Origin of the sequence: Pseudolysinimonas yzui, assembly GCF_014653215.1 — a bacterium.
GTDB classification, from domain to species: domain Bacteria; phylum Actinomycetota; class Actinomycetes; order Actinomycetales; family Microbacteriaceae; genus Pseudolysinimonas_A; species Pseudolysinimonas_A yzui.
Map to the genome: position 1 here is coordinate 444099 of NZ_BNAI01000002.1, position 17147 is coordinate 461245.

15 protein-coding genes are annotated in these 17147 nt (G+C 70.8%); 9 read left to right on the plus strand and 6 right to left on the minus strand.

Going from position 1 to position 17147, the window contains the following annotated elements:
- Positions 1-86: 86 nt before the first annotated feature.
- Complete coding sequence (locus tag IE173_RS07930; protein WP_191282905.1) at positions 87-1154, plus strand: hypothetical protein; 1068 nt, start codon at positions 87-89, stop codon at positions 1152-1154.
- Here the strand turns inward: IE173_RS07930 and IE173_RS07935 are convergent.
- Genes IE173_RS07935 through IE173_RS07945 form a run of 3 tightly spaced genes read right to left on the minus strand, consistent with a single transcriptional unit; the run spans position 1151 to position 3929 of the window.
- On the minus strand, positions 1151-2044 hold the full coding sequence (locus tag IE173_RS07935; RefSeq protein WP_191282906.1) for a glycosyltransferase family A protein: 894 nt from the start codon (positions 2042-2044) through the stop codon (positions 1151-1153). The two genes, IE173_RS07930 and IE173_RS07935, sit on opposite strands and share 4 nt — an antisense overlap.
- The gene (locus tag IE173_RS07940; protein WP_191282907.1) at positions 2041-3195 is read right to left on the minus strand and encodes an FAD-dependent oxidoreductase; all 1155 of its coding nucleotides are present in this window, start codon (positions 3193-3195) and stop codon (positions 2041-2043) included. The genes IE173_RS07935 and IE173_RS07940 overlap by 4 nt, the downstream gene beginning before the upstream one ends.
- Positions 3195-3929 (minus strand): hypothetical protein, encoded by a 735-nt coding sequence (locus IE173_RS07945; RefSeq protein ID WP_191282908.1) that lies wholly within the window; start codon positions 3927-3929, stop codon positions 3195-3197. Before IE173_RS07945 ends, IE173_RS07940 begins: the two co-directional genes overlap by 1 nt.
- Before the next feature lie 272 nt (positions 3930-4201).
- Between IE173_RS07945 and IE173_RS07950 the strand changes: the two genes are divergently transcribed.
- Positions 4202-6910 (plus strand): glycosyltransferase, encoded by a 2709-nt coding sequence (locus IE173_RS07950; RefSeq protein WP_191282909.1) that lies wholly within the window; start codon positions 4202-4204, stop codon positions 6908-6910.
- A gap of 3 nt (positions 6911-6913) precedes the next feature.
- Here IE173_RS07950 and IE173_RS07955 read toward each other — a convergent pair whose 3' ends face one another.
- Positions 6914-7885, minus strand: a complete 972-nt coding sequence (locus tag IE173_RS07955; protein ID WP_191282910.1) for a GlxA family transcriptional regulator — start codon at positions 7883-7885, stop codon at positions 6914-6916.
- A gap of 82 nt (positions 7886-7967) precedes the next feature.
- Between IE173_RS07955 and IE173_RS15600 the strand changes: the two genes are divergently transcribed.
- The 5 genes from IE173_RS15600 to IE173_RS07975 all read left to right on the plus strand — a co-directional run bounded on the left by IE173_RS15600 (position 7968) and on the right by IE173_RS07975 (position 13939).
- The gene (locus IE173_RS15600; RefSeq protein WP_268248906.1) at positions 7968-8090 is read left to right on the plus strand and encodes a hypothetical protein; all 123 of its coding nucleotides are present in this window, start codon (positions 7968-7970) and stop codon (positions 8088-8090) included.
- Positions 8087-9055, plus strand: a complete 969-nt coding sequence (gene galE / locus IE173_RS07960) for a UDP-glucose 4-epimerase GalE (protein ID WP_191282911.1) — start codon at positions 8087-8089, stop codon at positions 9053-9055. The genes IE173_RS15600 and galE overlap by 4 nt, the downstream gene beginning before the upstream one ends.
- A 173-nt stretch (positions 9056-9228) precedes the next feature.
- A complete protein-coding gene (locus IE173_RS07965; protein WP_229841968.1) occupies positions 9229-9570 on the plus strand; it encodes a WhiB family transcriptional regulator in 342 nt (113 codons plus the stop codon).
- A 99-nt stretch (positions 9571-9669) separates the two neighbouring features.
- A complete protein-coding gene (locus IE173_RS07970; protein WP_191282912.1) occupies positions 9670-12408 on the plus strand; it encodes a glycosyltransferase in 2739 nt (912 codons plus the stop codon).
- On the plus strand, positions 12395-13939 hold the full coding sequence (locus tag IE173_RS07975) for a DUF5719 family protein (protein ID WP_191282913.1): 1545 nt from the start codon (positions 12395-12397) through the stop codon (positions 13937-13939). The genes IE173_RS07970 and IE173_RS07975 overlap by 14 nt, the downstream gene beginning before the upstream one ends.
- Before the next feature lie 17 nt (positions 13940-13956).
- On the opposite strand, the gene IE173_RS07980 is transcribed toward IE173_RS07975, so the two are convergent.
- Positions 13957-14397, minus strand: coding sequence for a metallopeptidase family protein (locus tag IE173_RS07980; RefSeq protein ID WP_191282914.1), 441 nt, complete (start codon positions 14395-14397; stop codon positions 13957-13959).
- A gap of 99 nt (positions 14398-14496) precedes the next feature.
- On the opposite strand from IE173_RS07980, the gene IE173_RS07985 reads away from it, so the two are divergent.
- Both IE173_RS07985 and ahcY read left to right on the plus strand, forming a co-directional pair.
- Positions 14497-14721, plus strand: a complete 225-nt coding sequence (locus tag IE173_RS07985; RefSeq protein ID WP_308433090.1) for a DUF3499 family protein — start codon at positions 14497-14499, stop codon at positions 14719-14721.
- 51 nt (positions 14722-14772) lie between these two features.
- The gene (ahcY, locus tag IE173_RS07990) at positions 14773-16239 is read left to right on the plus strand and encodes an adenosylhomocysteinase (RefSeq protein ID WP_191282915.1); all 1467 of its coding nucleotides are present in this window, start codon (positions 14773-14775) and stop codon (positions 16237-16239) included.
- Here ahcY and IE173_RS07995 read toward each other — a convergent pair.
- Positions 16233-17132 (minus strand): RDD family protein, encoded by a 900-nt coding sequence (locus IE173_RS07995; RefSeq protein WP_191282916.1) that lies wholly within the window; start codon positions 17130-17132, stop codon positions 16233-16235. The two genes, ahcY and IE173_RS07995, sit on opposite strands and share 7 nt — an antisense overlap.
- Positions 17133-17147 lie beyond the last annotated feature (15 nt).

A 17147-nucleotide genomic window follows, 5' to 3' on the forward strand; every position in this document is an offset into this window, starting at 1 on the left:
AGGCGCGTGATGACCCGATCCAGCAGTCGAGAAATCGTCACCGTATCGTGATCGCATGCAACTCGTGCGATCGATAGCGTGACGTCATGCGGACCAGGACGCTCTCGTATCTCGCGGGCGTCGTCGCCCTCACCGTGACGATCAGTGGATGCGGCCCCGCTACGCCGACCCCCACCGTGTCGCCGACGGCGACCTCAGTCGCGGTCGAGGCGCCCCTCCCGCGGCTTCCGATCACCTGCGACGATCTCGTCGCTCCGGCGACCGTCGCAGGTCTTGCCGGCGAGTCGGCGCCGCTGCTCTGGAGTGAGAACGATTCACCCGACTCCTGGGTGGAGGTCGCCCAGCGCCAGGCGGGAATGCTGACCTGCGGATGGGGGGCGGATCGCGAACGGGTCGCGCTCTCAGTCGGGGTGATGCCCGACGCCGGGCGATTCTTTACGGGCTACATCGATTCGGTCTTCCCCAGCTACTACGAGCGCTACGACGCCGTGGGTGACCGATCGGTTCATCGCTGCGCCTACGGTCAATGCAGCTTCAGCATCCTCGTCGGCGACTATCTCATCGGCGGATACGCGAACCGTCCCGACCTCATGGACGAACTCGATCTCGAGCCGCTGATGCTGCCGGTTCTCGAGGATGTCGCCGGTTCGGTGGCCGAAGCCATTCCCCACGAACGCCCAGCGTGGGCCGCGCCCGAGTCCGCCCTCCCGGGGTGGGGGTGGGCATGCGGCGACGAAGCCCCGATTGCCGAACTCGGCGCCATCGCTGGATTGCCCGATCCAAACCCGACGGGTACCGACTGGGAAGATCCGACCTTCTCGGCCATGGTCGACGCGGTCGCCCCGTCGTGGTGCACCCTCACGTCCGCAGGCGCCCCGGAACGGTACCTCAGTCTGGTAGTGGTCGAAGGCGGCGGCTGGGTCACCGAGGAGTGGCAGATCGACCCGCCGACGCAGTGGTACGAAACCCCGCGTGAGGCGATCGCTCTCGAGGGGCTGGGTACCGCCTACCTCGGTGAGGACGGAGGCTATTACGACATCCTGTTCGCGCTCGAGGGGAGCTTCGTGTCCTTCGGGGCGGGAGCGGCCAGTCGGGACGAGTTCCTCGACTGGTCGACGCAGGTCGCTCAACTCCTGGCGGCGCGCGCGGCCTAGCCGCCCCCGCGTGATGATCGCATCCGGGTGGCCAACCACCGGAACGGCGCGGTGACTCGCCAGCTGCGGGAACGCTGCAGGGCGTACAGCTCGACCGCAAGGGCTTCTCGGCGAGTGGCGATCGCGGTGGTCTCGCTCTCCCAGGCCTGAGCCAGGAGGGCGGGTGCGCGCGCGCCCACCCGGGACACGGCGTCGGCGATGTGGGTCGAGCGGAACCGCGGTGAGGTCAACATGCCCGACCACGACGCGCTCACCGAGGTCGGATGCCACCGCTTGCCGTAGCGGGCGGCGATCTGCACGGCGTGACCCGTGGCCAGCATCGCGATCGCCCACGGGACATCTGCGTAGTCGGTGTCCGGCAGCGGGCTCGCACCCGCGCGTCGGAACACCGATCGGTAGAGAAGTCCCAGAGTTCTCGCCCGTCCGTTGACGACGTCGGCAAGTGCGGCCGCCACGCGCTCCTCGGGATCGGCGAGCGTGAACGCCGGGTTGAACGGGAACTCGACGCCCGTGCCGACCGGAACGATCTCGCCGACGGTGAGCATCGCATTCGGGTCGCCCTGGAGCTCCTGCTCGGCGAGGTGGATCCACTCCGGACCGATTTCGTCGTCGTGCGGCAACCACATGAAGTACTCGGTTGTCGCCTCGGCGAGGAGGGCGTTGCAGTGCGCCACCCATCCCGCTGCCGTCGGAGTCGTGCGCCACTCGATCCCGGCGAGGTGCTCCCGCCCGACCCGGAGGCGGGCGAGAGTGTCGTCGAGACCCGTCGGGTCGGAGACGACGAGGTGCGCGTGGCCGACCAGCCGGTCGAGGTTCGCGTCGATGACCTCGAACCAGCGTGCGGAGGCGTGCAGGGGGATCGCGACGGTCGTGCGAAGCCTCGTCGTCATGCCCACGCCTCGATGGTGTCGGCCGCGACACGCGCAGCGAGGGGGCCGGTCGTGAACTTGAAGGTGACGGGGGTCACGATCCGACCGTTCGCTTCCGCCCCGAAGTCGGGGCGGTCGTGCAGCAGCGATGTCGGGTCGTCGATGTCGGGGGCGCCGTCGCCGACGATGATCCCGCCGATCGACTCTCCGTCGCATCCGGCGGGAAGGACCCCGATTGCGGCGAGCGCGTCGAGCTGGCTCCGCACCAGGTCGTCGCGTTGTGAGATCGAGTCGAGGGCGGCTTCGGCGTGGGCCGACGGATGGATGCCCTCCTCGGTGATCAGCCGACCGGTGGGATACCACGAGGCGTAGCCGTGGTCGCGGTGGGCGACGACGTCACCGTACGGTCCCTGAACCATCGTGACCGTGCGTCGCGCAATGCCGGGCTTCAGTCGCACCGCCGCCTTCACCCGGAAGTTGCGCGGCCTGGCCGCCGTGACGAAACGGTTCTGCCACGCCCAAGTGGCGTTGACGACGGCGTCGTAACCCTCCGCGGAGGCCGACAGGTGAAGCGTCGCCTGGTCGTCGTCGGTGGTGATGTCGGTCACCGGCGTGCCGGTCCTGACGAGGATGCCCGGCTGCGCCGCGATCGCACCGAGAACGAGCGCCCGCAGTTGCAGCGGGTCGACCGCTCGCTCCTGCGTCGAGAACGCGACGAGTCCGGTGTCGGCGTCCTGATGCGGCCGGGGGTCGACGACCTCGTCGACCCGGCGACCCAGGTAGCGTTCCGACGGCCCGATCACTCGAGCGGCCCGCTGGTTGATCGCGGCGTAGGCCCGGGAGAGGTCGTCGACGCTCACCAGCGAGTCGGGCATCACCAGGTGGTCGAACGGGTCGCCCGTGACCGCGTCCCAGTCGACACGCTGCCCGATCGCGGCTTCGATACAGGGCGCGAACTCGACGGCCCCGCGCATCATGACCTCGTGGGTCCGCGCACCGCCGAGGGCGTACACGCCGCCGAGGTGCACCTTCCCCTCGTTCACGGCGCTGGCGCCCGACCACAGTTCGGCGTCGCGCTCGTACAGGTCGACGCGGTGCCCGCGCCCGGCGAGGAAGAGCGCCGACAGCGTGCCGACGATCCCTGCTCCGACGACCGCGACACGCACGGCCACTAGCTAACCGCCTGGCCGACGGCCGAGTCGTTTCGCGCGATCTGCATCACTTCATCGCCTCGTCGCCCCGCCGCGAGTTCGCTGAGCACGGCCCAGACGACGAGGGTCACGCCCACGAGCTCGAGCACCTCCTCGATCGCGGTCATGAGGTGCTTAGCGGTACGCAGGGTCTCCGTCGGTTGAGCTTGAAGGGTCTCGAATGTCGCAGAGTCGACCATCTCCATGCCGATCGCGCCAACCAGGAAGACCATCGCACCGATCGCGAGGCGGATGAACGTGACCCGAGGCAGAGCGCGCACGACGGCGGCGACGAACACGAGAACGAGGGCGACCGCGACGAGAGCCGGGATCACCCAGGCGAGAAGCAGGGGGCCGGTCGTGATGCCGAACAGCTTGCGCACGGGTTCGACGAGCGTTTCGTGGATCTCCGCCTGCTCGTCGATCGAGATGTAGGCGAGGATGCCGCCGAACACGAACCAGTGAACGGCCGGCTGTCGCCGACGGCGCGCGGCGACACCGGCCCACACCATCAGGGCGGCGCCCACGAGCAACTGGCCGACGGCCCACCACGTGGCGAGGGTCGGCTCACCCCCGATGTCGAAGAGGCGGGTCGCGTGGAACCGGAAGTGGCTCGGTTGCGGAACCGAGTACAGCACTTCACGGCTCACCAGGTAGCCGATCAGCAGGATCACGTCGACCGCGAGGAAGGAGATGAGGACGGTGCGTGGTGACACGCCGACGGCGCGCCGAACGGGGTCGCCGGCTGCCTCGGCAGGGGACCGCTCGGGTGGGGCGGCGACGGTGGGCGAAGGCAGGGGGAGTCCTTGACGGGTGCGATGGGACGGGGGAGTCGGCCATCATGGGGGAGCCGAGCGTGAGAACTGCTCGGGTGAGACATGAAATCAGAGCGCGCGGATGCGTGTCCAGCTGCGTGCGCGCCCTCCGCCGCGGGGCGCGCTCTCGTGTGTTGCTAGCGTGAGGAACGACAACGTCATGGAGTGCCGGCATGCTCGACTGGATCGCTGAACCCAGCGTGGCCGAATGCGTCGTGTGCCGCCGCAGGACGCACGGCACGACGATCGCCCGTCGCGGTGCGAATCCGCGGCTCGACGTCGTCGCCTGCAGCGTCTGCGGCTCGCTCAAGATCGTGGGTGCCGACGGGGATCCGATCGCGACCGACGACGCGATCGATGACTATCTGGAGTTCGGTGCCGGCGTGGACGCGTTGTTGGCGAATCTCTTCCGCGTCGGCGGGGTCAGATCGGTTCTCGACGTCGGGTGCGGATTCGGCTTGGCGATCGCCTACGCCGTGTTCCGGAACGGATGGGACGCCGTGGGCGTCGATCCAGGCGCCGAAGCGCGCCGGGGAGCCGAGGAGCTCGGCCTCGTCATCCGCTCGGAACCGCTGCGGGCCGACACTCGGCTGGGTCGCACGTTCGACCTCATCATCGCGTCCGAGGTGCTCGAGCACGTGTCTGATCCCCTGGGGTTCCTCGTCGCTGCCCGGGCGCACCTCCCCGACCGGGGTCGCCTCGTCCTCACCACCCCCGACGCGGCTTCGGTCACGCCCCGCCGTCCTCGCGCGGCGGAGCGGGCCGTTGCGCTCGGCGCCCATCTGACCCTCTACAGTGATCGCGCCATGGCGGAGATGCTGACCGCCGCCGGGTTCGGAAGCGTGGTGGTCGCCACGGATGGCGACAGCCTCGTGGCGGTGGCCGCTGCCGGGGAGGGGGAGGCTCTCTCGACGATCGCGAGCGGTCCGTCGGCCGCTGAGCTCGACGAGTACTATGCCGACCTGATCGGTCGGGCGGAGTTGTCGGGCGCCCTCGGACTCGGCATGCGGATCCGGCGTTTCACCTCGCTGGTCGCCCAGGGCCTCTGGGAATCCGCGGATGCGTGCGAGGCGGACGCCCTCGCGGCCCTCAGCTCGCGCTACGACCACGACCTGTCGAAGCCTCGTGGGGTGGATGCGAGGCGCGGGAGTGGCGGGTTGCTCGCCCTTGCGCACGGGGTCGCCCTCTCACGACTCGCCCGCGGACGCGAACCCGCGAGGGTCGTCGAGCTGTTCGATCTGTGCGAACGAGCGGCTGACCAGCTGAGGAGCGGGGAGGTGGGTCTCGACGCCGGCAGCCAGTCGCTGCTCGACAGCGCACGGCGCAACCGCACGATCGCCTTGGCGCGCGTGGATCCCGAGCGGGCACCGGAGGCGGCCAGGAGCCTCCTGTCCGAACTCGGTCCGGAGGCGGCCGCGGAGTGGGTCACCCGGACATTCTGTGAACTCGCGCTCAATGGGCACCTGGCTGAGGCGTCCCGGATGGCGGTTGACGCCCAGCTCGGGCTCGCCCACCTGCCGGCCGATGCTCATGGCGTCCGCATCGCCATGAACACCGCACGGGGCCTCGCCGCGATCTCACGGTCCAAGAGCGAGCGCTGGACGGCGATCGGGTGGATCGGCTTCGAGGAGGATCTGCTCGCAGAACGCGCACCCGGCGTGCTGACCGACGACGAGATCGCGTCGCGGCGGATCGCGCTCGCCGACCTCCGAGCCACGGTGAGCGAGCTCGCCGACTCGGTCGATCCTTCGGAGACACCGTCCATTACGCCATCCGACGAGACGCTCCTGTGGGCCGCGGCGGGCCCCACGACCTCGAGGGGCAAGAAGAGGGCGCAGATCTCGGTCGTCCTGTCGCTGTACAACGGCGTGCGTTACGTCGAGCGAGCGGTGCGATCGGTCGTCGCGCAGACGGTCGCGCCGGCGGAGCTGATCGTCGTCGACGACGGCTCGACAGACGGAGGGGCGGAAGCAGTCGCGGCGATGGTGGTGCCGTTCCCGGTCGTGATCATCCGCCGCCCCAATGGCGGCCAGTCTTCGGCCCGGAATGTGGGGATCCGAGCCGCCGGCGGCGCGTTCGTGGCGTTCATCGACCAGGACGACGAGTGGCGCCCCGGTCACCTTGAGACGCTTCAGCAAGCCCTGGTCGGGGACGACGAGCTGGCCTGGGTCTTCACCGACTTCGATGCGGTCGACCACGATGGCCGCACCTTGGTGCGCAATTTCGTCGAGGACACGCAGGTGCAGCACCCCCGCAACAGCGTGACCGGGGTGATCTCCGCCGACATCATGGCGTTGCCCTCCGCCAGTCTCCTGCGCCGTCGCGCCCTGCTGTCGGTGCAGGGATTCGATCGTCGCCTCGTGGGATACGAGGATGACGACCTGTTCGTTCGCCTCTTTCGGCGCGGGTGGACCTACCGCCACGTGGCCAAGTCGACCGTGCGCTACCGGATGCACGTCGGCGGGGCGTCGTCTACCGCCCTGTTCCTCCGAAGCCGCCTTCTGTTCCTCACGAACCTGTTGCGGTCGATCCCGGATGATCACCGTCTGGGGCTGTATCTGTCGGCGGAGTACATCGGGCCGAGGTTCTTCCAGGCGACGATCCGCGACTACGCCCAGGCGCTCGCGTTCCAGGAGTACGACCGGGCATCCGTCACGCTCCGGGCACTCGAGCACATCGCCCGGATCGACGGCTCGAAGATGTCGTGGCGGCGGCGCCTCGGGCTGCGACTCATGCGCAACCCTCGTCGGTTTCGCCGGATGCTCGCGGCCGTCGAACGACTGCCTCGGTACCTCAGGCCCCGACTCAATCCGGATCTGTACCTGTCGAGCTCGAGCCAGGTGCGAGCGGATCGCAGGCAGCGCAACGGGGCGACACCGTGAGGTTCAGCCCGCCATCACCTCGTCGAGCCGGCAGGTGAACGCGCGCCGGTAGGCGGTGGGGGTGGTCTGCAGCACCTTCAGGAAGTGGTGCCGCATGACCGCGGCGGTGCCGAACCCGGCGAGCTGCGCGACCTCCTCGAGGCCGGCATCCGTCTGTTCCAGCGCCTGCTGGGCCCGCAGGATGCGCTGCCGGTTCAGCCACGCCGCCGGGGTCGTGCCGAGGTCGGCGCGGAACCGGCGGGCGAAGGTGCGTGACGACATGAGCGCGCGGCGGGCGAGCTGGTCGATCGTGAGGTCCTGGTCGAGGTTCTCCAGCATCCACTCGGTCACCTCGGCGAACGAGTCGGCACGGTTCTCGGGCATCGGGGTGGGGATGTACTGGGCCTGACCGCCGTCGCGCTGCGGAGGCACGACCATGCGGCGGGCGATGACGTTGGCGGCGGCGGCGCCGTGTTCGACGCGCACGATGTGGAGGGCGGCGTCGATTCCGGATGCGGTGCCCGCGCTGGTGACGATCGTGCCGTCCTGCACGAACAAGACGTCGGGGTCGACGTCGATGTTCGGGTGGGCCTCGGCGAGGCGGTCGGCGTGCATCCAGTGCGTCGTCGCACGGCGCCCTTCGAGGATGCCGGCCTGGGCGAGCACGAAGGCTCCGGTGCAGACGCTCAGCACCCAGGCGCCGCGGGCGGCGGCCGCGCGCACGACCTCGAGGTAGCGCTCGTCGATGATCTCGCCGCCGACCAGGTGGGCGGGAACGGCGATCAGGTCGGCGTCCGCCGCGATCGACAGGTCGTTGTCGACCTGGAGGGTGAAACCGAAGCTGGTCGCGACCGGCCCGGGGTCGGCGGTGGCGATCTGGAAGTCGAGGGCCGGACCGCCCATCGCGCTGCGATCGACGCCGAACACTTCGCAGACGACGCCGAACTCGAAGGGGGCGGTGCCGGGAAGCACGAGGCAGACGACCTTGTTGAGCACGAGCGCCTCCTGGCAGCTTTTCGACGAACTGCGGCAATCCTGCCACTCGTGGCGGAAACGCACAAGTCATACCGTTTCTGCCATGGTGCTGCTCATCCTTCTCTCCCTGCTCTCCGTCGTGGCGATCGTCGCCACCGTCGTCGTCGTGCGCCGCGACGGCTACCGTCGCATCCCCCGTCGCACGGCCTCTACCCTGGAGTCGTGACCTGGCTCGTGACCGGCGGCGCCGGCTATATCGGCGCGCACGTCGTGCGCGAGTTCCTCGCGGCGGACATGCACGTGACCGTGCTCGACGATCTCTCCACCGGGCAACTCGGGTTCATCCCCGGGCGGGTGTCGTTCACCCGCGGCACGATCCTCGACGGAGCCCTGCTCGAGCGGATCTTCGACGAACACGACGTGACCGGGGTCGTGCACGTCGCCGGTTTCAAGTACGCAGGCGTGTCGGTGCAACGCCCGCTGCACACCTACGAGCAGAACGTCGACGGCACGACGGTGCTGCTGGCCGCGATGCAGGACCGCGGCGTCGGCAAGATGGTGTTCTCGTCGAGCGCGGCCGTCTACGGCACCCCCGACGTCGACCTGGTCACCGAAGACACCCCCAAAGCCCCCCAGTCGCCCTACGGCGAGTCGAAGCTCATCGGCGAGTGGCTGTTGCGCGATCAGGAGATCGCGGCGGGGCTGAAACACACGAGCCTGCGGTACTTCAACGTCGTCGGGTCGGGGTATCCGGAGATCCGCGACACCAGCCCGCACAACCTCTTCCCCCTGGTGTTCGAGGCGCTGGTCGAGGGTCGCACCCCGCACATCAACGGCGACGACTACCTGACCCCCGACGGCACCAACGTGCGCGACTACGTGCACGTCTCCGACATCGCGCGCGCGCACGTCGCGGCGGCGAAACGACTGGATGCCGGCGAGCCGATCGAACCGGCCTACAACCTCGGCAGCGGCGAGGGGGTGTCGGTCGCCGAGATCATGGCCGCCGTCGCGCGGGTCACCGGCATCCCGTTCGAGCCTGAGATCGCGTCGCGCCGGCCCGGAGATCCGCCGCGGATCGTCGCCAACGGCGACCTCGCGGCACGCGATCTGGACTGGCAGATGCGCCACACCCTCGACGAGATGGTCGCCAGCGCCTGGGCGGCACGCGCCGCCGTCAGCCCGAGCTGAGCGTTGCTTGGGAACTAGCTGGTTGCATCCCGGTGTCGTCGGCGCGTCGTGCCAACCTTCAACCCGAGCTGCGACTTATGATCCGCGACTTGACTTCGGGTGAATGACAGCAGTGTAATTATCACCAAGGCGCCCAGCGGGGGGTGGCGGTTACAACCGAAGGGGCAACACGCATGACGAGGAACGAGATGGCTCACAGCAGCTACAAGCCGTCCGTTCCGGACGACTGGTTCGTCGACCCCGTGCGGCTCGGCATCCCGGGTCTGCGGCCCCAGCCGATCGATGACGACAACCCGCTCGCCTGGCAGACCGACGCGTTGTGCGCGCAGACCGACCCCGAAGCGTTCTTCCCCGAGAAGGGCGGCTCCACCCGGGACGCGAAGCGCATCTGCACGACCTGCGAGGTCAAGGCGCAGTGCCTGGACTACGCCCTGCAGAACGACGAGCGCTTCGGCATCTGGGGCGGGCTCTCCGAGCGGGAGCGTCGCCGCCTCCGCCGGTCGAAGTCGGCGTAAGGGTCTCGATACACCGCGCTCCGCGCCGCACTGCACCAACGGGACGGGCGCGGGCGCGTCGTCCCCACGACGGGCGGAGACCCGCCTAGCCTCTAGACGATGCCTGGGGTGAGTGCGATCCTCGTCGCCCGCGACGGCGGCGACACCGCCGAGCGCGCGCTGGACACCCAGACCCGACGCCCCGATGCCGTCGTGGTGGTGTCGGCGGGAACGTCGCTCGCCCGGGCCGTCGCGGGGTTGCCGACGGCCGACGGCCCCGAATGGCTGTGGTTGCTTCCTGCCGACGCCGTCCCCGAGCCGGATGCCCTCGCCCGACTGCTCGCCGCCGTCGAGGTCGCCCCCTCCGTCGTCATCGCGGGTCCGAAGCTCGTCGATCCCGGCGACCGGGCGCTGCTGCGATCGTTCGGAGAGAGCGTCACGGGCTACGGCGCGACGGTGGGTCTCGCCGACGACGAACTCGACCAGTCGCAGCACGACGCCGATGACGACGTGCTCGGCGTCGTGCTCCCGGGGATGCTGGTTCGACGCGCCATGTGGGATCTGCTCGGCGGACCCGACCCCGGCCTGCGAGGAAGCGACGCGGGCCTCGACCTCTCGATCCGCGCTCGCCTCGCCGGGGGCCGCGTCGTGCGCGTCGCCGGCGCCCGGGTCGCGGTGGCGCCGAGTCCGCAGGACTTCACCCGTCGTCGCCCGCTGGGCGCCGCGGCGCAGTATCGCGCGCGGCGGGCGGCTCAGCTCCACCGTCGGATGGCGTACGCCCCTGGTGCCGCGGTGCCGCTGCACTGGCTGTCGCTCCTGCCGCTCGCGCTCGTGCGGTCCCTCGGTCTGCTGCTCGGAAAGCGTCCCGCCGCCATTCCCGGTGAGATCGCCGCCGCGCTGACGGCGATCTTCGACGGGTCCGTGGCCGGAGCGCGGCGCACCTTCCGCCGATCCCGGCGCGTGGGCTGGACGGCGATCGCGCCGCTGCGCATCCCGCCCGACGTCGTGCGGGAACGACGCGCGAGCGCCCGCGATCGGGAACACGCGCGCACCGGGCCTCCCGACCTCGTGCGCGCCGGCTTCTTCCCCGGGGGGCTCGCCGTCACCCTGGTCGCCGCCCTGCTCGGGGCCGTACTCGCCCTTCGGCTCCTCGGCTCGACCGCGATCACCGGCGGCGCGTTGCTCCCCCTCTCCGTCGACCCGGGCACGCTGTGGGCCGGGCTGACCGGGGGCGCCCAGGACGGCCCGGTCGACCCGTTCCGTGCCGTGCTGGCCGTCCTCGGCTCGCTCACGCCCTGGAATCCGTCGCTCGCGCTCGTCGCGCTCTGGGTCGTCGCGCTCCCGCTCGCCGCACTCGCCGCCTGGTGGTGCGCCACGCGGCTGAGCACGCGCACCTGGCCGCCGATCCTGGCGGCAGCGTTGTGGATGCTCGCCCCGTCGTTCCTCGCGGCGTTGATCGAGGGTCGTCCGGGGGCCGTGCTCGCGCACGTGCTCTTGCCCTGGTTGCTGTTCGCCCTGCTCGAAGCCCCGCGGTCGTGGAGCGCGGCAGGGGCGGCCGGGCTGCTGTTCGCCGCCGTCGTGGCCTGCGCTCCCGTTCTCGCCCCGGTGCTCGTCGCGGCGATCGTGGCGTGGGCCGTCGCGCATCCACGGGCGCTCATCCGAATCGTCGCCATCCCGCTCCCGGCGCTCGTACTCGCCGCTCCGCTCATCGCCGCACAGCTCGCCCGCGGGACCCCGCTCGGCCTGCTCGCCGACCCCGGGGTCGCCGTGCCGAGCGCGGTGCCCAGCGGCTGGCAGCTGCTGCTCGGGTCGCCGAGCGCCGGGGTCGGCGGGTGGACGCAGTTCGCCTCCGCTCTCGGGCTTCCCGAACTCGTCGCGACGCCGGCCTCGATCGCCTTGCTCGCGCCGCTCGCCGCGGTCGTGCTGCTCGCGCTCTTCCTGCCCGGCGCCGGTCGGGCCCTCCCCGCCACGGTCCTCGCGCTCGGCGGGTTGCTCACCGCCGTCGCCTCCGTTCACCTCGCCCCGTCGAGTTCGGGCGGTTCCGCGGTCACCATCTGGGCGGGCACCGGGCTCAGCCTCTACTGGGCCGGCCTCATCGCGGCCGTGGTCGTCGCGATGGCCGCCCTCGGAAGGCTCGCCGTCGGAGTCGGCGCCGCCGTTCTGCTCTCGACCGCCCTCGCGGTCACGCCCTCACTCGTCGCTCTCGCGACGGGGGCAGGGCCGGTCATCGCGACGGACGGCCGCACGCTCCCCGCGATCGTCGCGGCCGAGGCGGTCGGCGATCCGGATCTCGGCACGCTGGTGCTGCGTCCGCTGGATGACGGCTCGCTCGCCGCGTCGATCGACCGCGGGGCGGGGACGACCCTCGACGAGATGTCGACCTTCGCGGCGACGCGACCCGCCCCCGATGAGAGTCAGCGCGAGCTCGCGGAACTCGCGGGCAACCTCGCGTCGCGGGGCGGATTCGATCCGGCCCCCGTCCTCGACCGGCTCGGCATCGAGTTCGTCGTGCTGACCCCGGGCACGGGGGGCGACAGCGAGCTCGTGCGCGAGCGGGCCGCCGAGGCCCTCGACGCACAGCCCGCCCTCGACGCCGTCGGGGACACCGGCCGGGGTTCGCTCTGGCGGTACCCCGATCACGTGCCCGTCGCGGCATCCGAAGGGTCCTCGTCGCTCGGGGCGCTCGCCCTCTCCGCCCAGGCCGTCGTCGTCGGTCTCACGGTGCTGCTCGCGCTGCCGACCGGTCGTCGACGGCGCCTCGCCGGCCCCGGAACCCACCATGAGCTCGACGACGACCACGACGAGGGCTTCGACTCGGCGGGCTTCGACGATGACGGATTCGGGGATGACCGTGGCTGATCAACGGGGTCTCGTGATCGGGGCGCGGATCGCGAGCGGAACCGTGGCCGCCGGGGTCGCCGCTCTCGTCATCGCGGCGGTCGCCTTCCTGCCCCTGCCGACGGTCGGCCCGGAGCCGCGCTCCGTCACCGTCGAACCCGCGCCCGCCGACCAGGTGCGGGTCTGCCCGGGCGCGACGATGCGCATCGGCGACGAGACCGGCGGCAGCGCCGACACCGCGTTCGCGATCGGAGCCGCGACGACCGACGGCGCGGTTCTCACGGGCGACCTCGAACGGACTCGCCTCGCCTCCGCCGATGCCAGCGCATCTCCCGCGGCCGCTCCCGAGGAATTGCGTTCCGCGCCCGGAGACGGCGCCCTCATCGGCGGCGCACAGATTCAGAGCGTCGACGCGACCGATTTCCGCGGCCTGGCCGCCGCGTCGTGCGCCGAGCCGAGCGGATCGATCTGGCTCGTGGGGGGCGCGATGACGGTCGGCCGCACGACCCTTCTGGTGCTCGCGAATCCCACCGACGTGCCGTCGCGCGTGACCCTGGAGATCTTCGGCGAGGAGGGGCCGATCTCGGCACCGGGCATGGCGGGGATCGATGTGCCGGCGAACGGGCAGACGGTGCTCTCCCTGGCCGGGTTCGCCCCCGGGGTCGCCTCACCGATCGTGCACGTCACGGCGCGCGGCGGCCGGGTGGTGGCGACGCTGCAGCAGTCGATCGTGCGCGGCCTCGACGCCGTGGGGGTCGAGGCGACGGGCGGCGGCACCGACCCCGCCGCGAGTCTCGTCGTGCCGGGTGTGCGGGTCGTCGACACCATCGGCACCAACCGGGCGAGCGCCCTCGCCGACTGGCAGGACGTCGGGCCGGTGATCCGGATCGCCGCGCCGGGCGACGCCGAGGGGCGCGCGACCGTGCGCGTCGTTCCCGAGACCCCCGGGTCGGTGGGCACGTCGTTCGTGCTGGACCTCGAACCGGGCACCGTGACCGAGGTGCCGCTCGACTCCGGGTTCGGCGAGGGTGAGGTGACCGGCGAGGCAGGTGAGGAGACCGGTGGCGTAGGTGGTCTGGCCGTCGGGGGTCTGGGCGACGGCGTCTACACGGTCTTCGTCGACGCCGATGTGCCGGTCGTGGCCGGGGTGCGTGCCTCGACCGCTGTCGACTCCGGCGTGGAACCCGAACCCGACGCCATCCTCGACGCCCCCGACAGCGACCTGGCGTGGTTCGCGGCCGCTCCGCCGCTCGACGGCGAGGCGCTCGTCGTCGTGCCCGACGCTCCCTCTCCGCTGGTGTCGATCGTCAACCCGACCCAGGGCGACGTCGAGGTGGAACTCGCCCCGCTCCGTGCCGGCGCGACCCCGATTCTCGTCGCGATCCCCGCGGGCGGAGCGGTGTCGGTCGGCGTCGAACCGGGTGGATACATGGTGTCGGGCGCTCAGGAGCTGTCGATCGCCGTGACCTTCGCCGCGCCCGGCGCCCTGGCATCCTTCGTCGCGTCGCCAGCGCGACCCGTCGCGGGCCCGCTGGTCGTCCACCCCGATTGACCGGCGTCCCGATCGGGTCAGAAGTGCCGGTAGCGCTCCGGCGCGATGTCCCAGGGGTCTTTGCCGAGCAACTCGGCGACGGCGCGGAAGACGCAGCTCTCGATGAGCGAGCGGCGGTGCCACTCGTCGTCTTTATGCAGGTGTGCGAGCCGCTCGATCGGTACCCGGTAGAGCAGGACGATGCGGCGCGCCACGTCGACCCGCCAGCGATCGACCCCGTGCTTCGACGGTTCACCGGGAGGGACGGCGGCGACCTCGAACCGCACCCGCCCCATCTCGTCAGGCCAGAGGTCGCGCAGGTACTCGACCGCCGAGGCGATGCATGAGTCGAAGAAGTCAAGCCGGGTGCGCTGGCGACGAAGGAGCGGTCCGGTCACCGACGAGCGGATCCCGCGACCGTGCCGGTCGCGGGACGTCGCGCGAGCGCTCGGCGTGCTGCGCCGCCCGATCCTCGCCATGCGCCCCAGTTTAGGCGCGAAGCGCGACCGTGTCGGCGGCGTGCCGGACGGCCCATGGCGGTCGGGGGGCTTACCGTGATCTCGAACAGCGAAAGGGGCATGGTGAGGGGACGACCGTGCGGCAAGGTGGCGTGCGGTGAGGATGCCGTCGCCACGCTCACCTACGACTACGCGGATGCGATGGCGGTGCTGGGCCCGCTGAGCTACCGTCCCGAGCCGCACAGTTACGACCTGTGCCCGCGACATTCGGAACGGCTCTCGGTTCCCCTCGGCTGGCAGGTCGTGCGGCATGTCGTCGTCGAAGAGCTGGCTCCCGGCGCCTGAGCTGAAACCGCGGGCCCTGTAACACGGGGCTGAGCCTGGGATGATGGGGGGATGACCGCCCCAGTGACCACCGCTACCGCGCTGCCGTTCAAGGTCGCCGACCTCTCCCTCGCCGAAGCCGGCCGCCACCAGATCCGCCTCGCCGAGCACGAGATGCCCGGCCTCATGGCGCTCCGCGAGGAGTTCGGACCGTCGCAGCCCCTGAAGGGCGCCCGCATCGCCGGGTCGCTGCACATGACCGTTCAGACGGCGGTGCTGATCGAGACCCTCGTCGCGCTCGGCGCGCAGGTGCGCTGGGTGTCGTGCAACATCTTCTCGACGCAGGACGACGCCGCGGCGGCCGTCGCCGTCGGCCCGACCGGCACCCCGGAGGCGCCCGCCGGCATCCCGGTGTTCGCCTGGAAGGGCGAGACGCTCGAGGAGTACTGGTGGGCCACCGAGCAGCTCTTCGACTGGAGCGCGGAAGGCTTCGAGGGGCCGAACATGATCCTCGACGACGGCGGGGATGCCACGCTGCTCGTGCACAAGGGCCGCGAGTTCGAGCTCGCCGGCGCCGTGCCGGATGCCGCCCCCGGCGACAGCCACGAGTGGACCGTCATCCTCGACACCCTGCGCCGCTCGCTCGCCGCGAGCCCCGACCGCTGGCAGAGGATCGCCGCGGGCATCCTCGGAGTCACCGAAGAGACGACGACCGGCGTGCACCGCCTCTACGACCTGCACGCCGCGGGGCAGTTGCTCTTCCCGGCGATCAACGTCAACGACTCGGTCACCAAGTCGAAGTTCGACAACAAGTACGGCATCCGCCACTCGCTGCCCGACGGCATCAACCGCGCCACCGATGTGCTCATCGGCGGCAAGGTCGCCTTCGTCGCGGGCTACGGCGACGTCGGCAAGGGCTCCGCGGAGGCGCTGCGCGGGCAGGGCGCGCGCGTCATCGTCAGCGAGATCGACCCGATCAACGCGCTCCAGGCGGCGATGGACGGCTTCCAGGTCGCGCGCATCGAGTCGGTGCTCGAGGTCGCCGACATCTTCGTGACGACGACCGGCAACAAAGACGTCATCACCGTCGCGCACCTCCAGGGGATGAAGCACCAGGCGATCGTCGCCAACGTCGGGCACTTCGACAACGAGATCGACATGGCCGGACTCGAGTCGCTCCCCGGAGCCGAGAAGGTCGAGATCAAGCCGCAGGTGCACGAGTGGCGCCTGCCCAACGGCCGCAGCATCCTCGTGCTCTCCGAGGGTCGGCTGATGAATCTCGGCAACGCGACCGGGCATCCGTCGTTCGTGATGAGCAACTCGTTCTCGAACCAGGTGCTCGCGCAGCTCGAGCTGTTCACGAAGACCGCCCAGTACCCGGTCGGCGTCTACGTGCTGCCGAAGGTGCTCGACGAGAAGGTCGCCCGGCTGCACCTCGCCGCCCTTGGGGTCGAGCTCACCGAGTTGACCCCCGCGCAGGCCGCCTACATCGGCGTTCCGGTTGCCGGGCCGTACAAGGTCGACCACTACCGCTACTGAACGCGCTCCCGACGCCCTCGACCCACGGGGGAGTCGTCTCTGAGCGGGAAGTCGTGCGGGGTACCGCGGAGAGCGGGTTGCAGAGTGGTGAGGCGTTCGCGTTCCAGGCGGAGAGCCTCGGCCTCCCGTTCGCGGCGCACGACGGTGACGCCGGCGAGGAACAGCTCCGCCGACACCGGCGGCACCGGGGCGACGAACACCTGGGCCTCGGCCGCGAGTTCGGCGGCGATGCGCGCCCGCCGCTCGGGGTCGTACTGCGGCGCCTGCGCGAGGAACTGCCCGATGCGCCGCGAGAGCTGCGTCGGCATCCGGGCGACATCGACGATGTGCGCCCACTCGGCCAGTTGCGGCGGGATGCCGAACAGCGGCAGCACCGTTCCCGAGACCCGCTCGTACTGGCAGTAGGTGCCGGCGGCGAGGTCGCCGAGGCGTTGCGTGCGTGGCGTGAGCAACCCGCACAGCGCGGCCGCCCCGCCGAGGGTCGTGTAGAACTCGAAGACCCCGACCAGGGCACGGATGGCGGCGTGCCGCAGGTTGATCGAGCCGCCGTCGAGCCGCACGATGCGTCCGCCGATCGCGAGCTTGCCGAGCGACTTGCCCTTGGTGAGGGTCTCGACCGTGATCGGGATGCCGACCAGGCACAGCACGAGCGTCACGACCGAGAGGGCGGACCGCACTGCCTCCTCGACACCGAGGGAGAAGAAGGCGATGCTCTGGATCGTCAGCAACACCACGAAGACGATGACGTTCGCCACGACATCGAGGAGGGCTCCGAGGGCCCGCAACAGGAAGCCGGTGGGGTGCAGGTCGAGCGTGACCGCCTCGCCCGTGAGGGTGCCTTCCTCGCCCGGGGCGTAGTCGTCGATCCACTCCGAGTCGGGATCGGCGGCCATGTCGATATCCTTCCA

Coding starts and splice junctions, on each gene's coding strand:
- IE173_RS07965 (WP_229841968.1), top strand. CDS start 9,229: ATGACGAGGAACGAGATGGCTCACAGCAGCTACAAGCCGTCCGTTCCG.
- IE173_RS07980 (WP_191282914.1), bottom strand. CDS start 14,397: ATGGCGAGGATCGGGCGGCGCAGCACGCCGAGCGCTCGCGCGACGTCC.
- IE173_RS15600 (WP_268248906.1), top strand. CDS start 7,968: ATGGTGCTGCTCATCCTTCTCTCCCTGCTCTCCGTCGTGGCGATCGTC.
- IE173_RS07930 (WP_191282905.1), top strand. CDS start 87: ATGCGGACCAGGACGCTCTCGTATCTCGCGGGCGTCGTCGCCCTCACC.
- IE173_RS07935 (WP_191282906.1), bottom strand. CDS start 2,044: ATGACGACGAGGCTTCGCACGACCGTCGCGATCCCCCTGCACGCCTCC.
- ahcY (WP_191282915.1), top strand. CDS start 14,773: ATGACCGCCCCAGTGACCACCGCTACCGCGCTGCCGTTCAAGGTCGCC.
- IE173_RS07995 (WP_191282916.1), bottom strand. CDS start 17,132: ATGGCCGCCGATCCCGACTCGGAGTGGATCGACGACTACGCCCCGGGC.
- IE173_RS07985 (WP_308433090.1), top strand. CDS start 14,497: ATGGTGAGGGGACGACCGTGCGGCAAGGTGGCGTGCGGTGAGGATGCC.
- IE173_RS07970 (WP_191282912.1), top strand. CDS start 9,670: ATGCCTGGGGTGAGTGCGATCCTCGTCGCCCGCGACGGCGGCGACACC.
- IE173_RS07950 (WP_191282909.1), top strand. CDS start 4,202: ATGCTCGACTGGATCGCTGAACCCAGCGTGGCCGAATGCGTCGTGTGC.
- IE173_RS07975 (WP_191282913.1), top strand. CDS start 12,395: ATGACCGTGGCTGATCAACGGGGTCTCGTGATCGGGGCGCGGATCGCG.